This is a genomic window from Corallococcus sp. CA047B (assembly GCF_003612065.1).
In the GTDB taxonomy this organism is placed as follows: Bacteria; Myxococcota; Myxococcia; order Myxococcales; family Myxococcaceae; genus Corallococcus; species Corallococcus praedator.
Genome location: NZ_RAWD01000524.1, coordinates 1 through 3,967 on the forward strand (window position 1 = coordinate 1; position 3,967 = coordinate 3,967).

3 protein-coding genes are annotated in these 3,967 nt (G+C 71.3%); 1 reads left to right on the forward strand and 2 read right to left on the reverse strand.

The genetic code is table 11. The features are described 5' to 3' along the window. Positions 1-168: 168 nt before the first annotated feature. Positions 169-1,404, forward strand: coding sequence for an acetyl-CoA C-acetyltransferase (locus D7X74_RS40330; protein WP_120538244.1), 1,236 nt, complete (start codon positions 169-171; stop codon positions 1,402-1,404). A 4-nt stretch (positions 1,405-1,408) separates the two neighbouring features. Here the strand turns inward: D7X74_RS40330 and D7X74_RS40335 are convergent, their stop codons facing one another. Beyond that, complete coding sequence (locus D7X74_RS40335; protein ID WP_120538245.1) at positions 1,409-3,148, reverse strand: Hsp70 family protein; 1,740 nt, start codon at positions 3,146-3,148, stop codon at positions 1,409-1,411. A 4-nt stretch (positions 3,149-3,152) separates the two neighbouring features. Beyond that, positions 3,153-3,967: hypothetical protein (locus D7X74_RS43345; protein WP_158622364.1), on the reverse strand; the 815-nt coding region annotated here is incomplete at its 5' end.

The following is a 3,967-nucleotide window of genomic DNA, read 5'->3' on the forward strand; positions in this document are numbered from 1 at the left end:
ATCCACCTCTCCATGAAGGCCGCCTAGGTTTCCTCCCCGCCATTCCGCTCCCCCGCGACGGGCCTGACACCCTCACACGGTGTCGGGCCCGTCGTCGTTCGCACGGGCGGTTGCCTTGACATGAAAATTACGCGCGTAATATTACATCCAGAATCCAAGGAGCCACACATGACGACCAGCTACATCATCGACGCCGTCCGGACCCCTCGTGGGCGCGGGAAGATGGGCAAGGGCGCCCTCACGGGGCTGCACCCGCAGGAACTGCTCGCGCAGGCGCTCAACGCGCTCCAGCGGCGCGGGGGCTGGGACGCGCGCGAGGTGGGGGACGTCATCGCGGGGTGTGTCTCCCAGGTGAACGAGCAGGGCGCGAACATCGCACGCAACGCGGTGCTGGCGGCGGGGTGGCCGCAGGAGGTGTCCGCCGTGTCGCTCAACCGCTTCTGCGGCTCCGGGCTCCAGGCGGTGAACTTCGGCGCCATGGGCGTGGCCTCCGGCGCGATGGACTTCGTCGTCTCCGGTGGCGTGGAGAGCATGTCGCACCTGTCGCTGGGCGCGGACGGCGGCGGCCAGGACGGCGGCAACGTGCGCCTGCGGGAGCGCGTCTATCAGGTACCCCAGGGCATCAGCGCGGATCTCATCGCCACGCTGGAGAGCATCACGCGCGAGGACGTGGACGCGCTCGCGCTGCGCTCCCAGCGGAACGCGGCCCGCGCCATCGAGGAGAACCGCTTCGCGAAGTCGCTCTTCGCGGTGAAGGACCCCGGCACCGGCGCCGTCCTGCTGGAGCGCGACGAATACCCGCGCCCCGACACCAGCGCCCAGGGCCTCGCCGCGCTCAAGCCCGCGTTCGTCGCGATGGGCGACACGGTCGTCGGTCCGAACGGGGAGACGCTGGATGGCATCGCGCTCGCGGCCTACCCGCAGGCGAAGCGCATCCAGCACATCCACACCGCGGGCAACTCCAGCGGCATCGTGGACGGGGCCGCCGTGGTGTCGCTGGCCTCCGAGCGCTACGTGAAGGAGAAGGGCCTCAAGCCCCGCGCCCGCATCCGCGCCATGGCGACCCTGGGCACCGAGCCGCTGCTCATGCTCACGGCCCCCGCGCCGGTGAGTGAGAAGGCCCTGCGCCTCGCGGGCATGAAGGCCCGGGACATCGACCTGTGGGAGATCAACGAGGCCTTCGCCGGGGTCGTCCTCCAGACGACGCGCGCGCTGGGCATCGACCCGGAGCGAGTGAACGTCAACGGCGGCTCCATCGCGCTGGGCCATCCGCTGGGCGCCACCGGCGCGATGCTGCTGGGCACCGCGCTGGATGAGCTGGAGCGCACCGGCAAGCAGACGGCGCTCATCACCATGTGCATCGGCGGTGGCCAGGGCATCGCCACCATCCTGGAGCGCGTGTAGCGCTTCAGCGTTCCTTGAAGTGGCGCACCATCGCGTTGAGCCGCGCGCGGACCTCGCCGATGCGCACGGGCTCCTGGGCTTCCAGGGCCAGCCGGAAGGCGGCGATGACCGCTGCGAGTTCGTCCCGCAGCGGTCCCGTGAGCTGGACGAACAGGGCGTCCGCGCGCGCCATCGCGGTGGTGTTGGGCAGGGCGTCGCGCGGGTGCAGCTTGAGCGCGTTCATCCGCTGACGCGCCTCCTCCAACTGCTCCGGCGTCAGGCGTCCGGGGCGCTGTTCGATGACGAAGGAGGACTTGCGCCCGGTGGCCACCACCGTCATCTCCACCTCCAGGATGCCGTTGAGGTCGTAGGTGAAGCGCACGTCCACGGCCTGTTCACTGGCGGGCGCGGGCGGCAGGCCCTGGAAGAGGTATTCCCCCAGCTTGACGTTGTCCTCACAGCGGGCGTGTTCGCCCTGGTAGACCTCCAGGCGGATCTCCCGTTGGAAGTCGCGGCCGGTGAAGTAGCGCTCCACGCGGCTCGTGGGGATGACGGTGCCGCGCTCCAGGATGGGGCTGAAGATGCCGCTGACGTGCTGCCGGCCCTCATGCGCCGCGGTGGCGACGCCCAGCGTGAACGGCGCCACGTCGGTGACGACCAGATCCTCCACTGCCCGGTCCCCACCCTTCATCGCGCCCTGCACCGCGGCCCCCAGCGCCACGGCCTCGTCCGGTGGCAGCTTGCGCAGGGGCAGCCGCCCGAACAGCTCCGCGCTCATGGCCGCCACGCAGGGCATGCGCGTGGAGCCGCCCACCAGCAGCACCTCGTCGATGTCCTTCGACTGGAGCGACGCGTCCTTCAGCGCCTGCCGGATGGGCCCCCGCACGCGCTCCAGCACCGGGGCCCAGGCGCGGTTCGCCTCCTCGCGGGTCAGCTCCAGGTCCAGGGTCATCCGGCGGCCCGTCTCCAGCGGCAGGTCCGGCAGCACCAGCCGTGTGCGCTCCGCCGAGGAGAGCCGGCGCTTCACGCCCTCGCACGCCTCGCGCAGGCGCGACCACGCGGCGGCGTGTTCCTCCAGGTCCAGGCCCTGCTTCTCCCTCCACGCGTGCGCCACGTGCCGCGCGAGCGCGGTGTCGAAGTCCTCGCCGCCCAGGCGCGCGTCGCCCGCGGAGGACTGGATTTCGATGACGCCTTCGATGATCTCCAGCACCGTCACGTCGAAGGTGCCGCCGCCCAGGTCCAGCACCGCGACGCGCAGCTCGCGGTCCCGCTCGTGCAGGCCGTAGGCGAGCGCCGCGGCGGTGGGCTCGTTGATGATGCGCTCCACCTTCAGGCCCGCGATGGCGCCCGCGTCCCGGGTGGCCTGCCGTTGCAGGTCCCCGAAGTAGGCGGGCACCGTCACCACCGCCTCCTCGACGGGCATGCCCAGGGCGGCCTCCGCGTCCCGCTTCAGCGAGCCTAGCACCAGCGCGGACAACTCCTGCGGCGTGAAGGAACGGCCGCCCAGGATGCGCGGACGCTCCAGGCCCATGTCGCGCTTGAAGGCCACCGCGCCACAGGTGGGGTCCAACACCGCGCGGGCCTTCGCGGCCGCGCCCACCAGCACCTCGCCGTTCTCCATGAGGCCCACCGCGCTGGGGGTGAGGACCTCGCCCAGCGCGTTGGGCACCACCGTGGGGCGGCCGTCGCGCATGACGGCCACCAGCGAGTACGTCGTCCCCAGGTCGATGCCCACGATGGGGCTCTTGCCCTGACCGTCACTCATCGGTTCATCCCTGACATACGTTCAAGAGGGCGCGCCGGAACTCCTCGCGGGCGGACTTCAGCCTCTGGCGCTGGGCTTCCTGCAGGAGCCCGGCATCCGCACCCAGGGCGGCGACCTGCGCTTCCAGTTGCCGCTCCACCTCGGCCTGCTCGCTGAGCACCTTCGAGCACCTGCCCGACGCGCCCCACACCACCAACTGTTGCAGCGTCCCGCAGAGCCGCTCCCCGTCCTGAATCTCCAACTGCGAGCAGAGGCGGGTCGCCAGCCGACGCGCCTCCACCACGACCGGCCGCTCCGTGCTCCTGTGCTCCCGGACCGAGGGAAGGAAGACGGCCTTGAGCAGGAAGAACAGGAGGATGAACACCCCCGACGAGACACCGCGCCCCTGGGGCGACCGCACCGCGTTCCAGAGAACCGTCAGCACCGTGGGGCGCGGTGACTCCGGCGGCCGCAAGAGCGGCGACTTCAGGAAGCCCTCCAGGCCCGGAGCATGTGCACGCAGCAGGCCGACCGCCTCCGACGCGCCCTCGGGAGAACGTTCGCGGAGTGCCTCGAAGGCGTCGCGCACGGGGTCCAGTGCCCCGTCGAGCAACGCATGGGCGAGCCCCGAACGAAGGGCGGGATCGAACCCATCCGGCAGGGCCTGGAGTTGCGCGAGCAGCGGCCAGACCCGGGCGGTCTCGTCGGACTTGAAGGCGTCCTGCAATCCTTCTTCCCGGACCCAGGCCGCGTAACGACGTCCGAGCTCGCGCGCGAAGGCCGGTTCGGCTTGGAGGTGCAGGAGGAGCTGGACCTGCAGGAACCAGCTCGGCGGGGGGG

Bases quoted from the DNA above. Each gene is read 5' to 3' on its own strand.
- D7X74_RS40330 (WP_120538244.1), top strand. From the start codon at position 169: ATGACGACCAGCTACATCATCGACGCCGTCCGGACCCCTCGTGGGCGC.
- D7X74_RS40335 (WP_120538245.1), bottom strand. From the start codon at position 3,148: ATGAGTGACGGTCAGGGCAAGAGCCCCATCGTGGGCATCGACCTGGGG.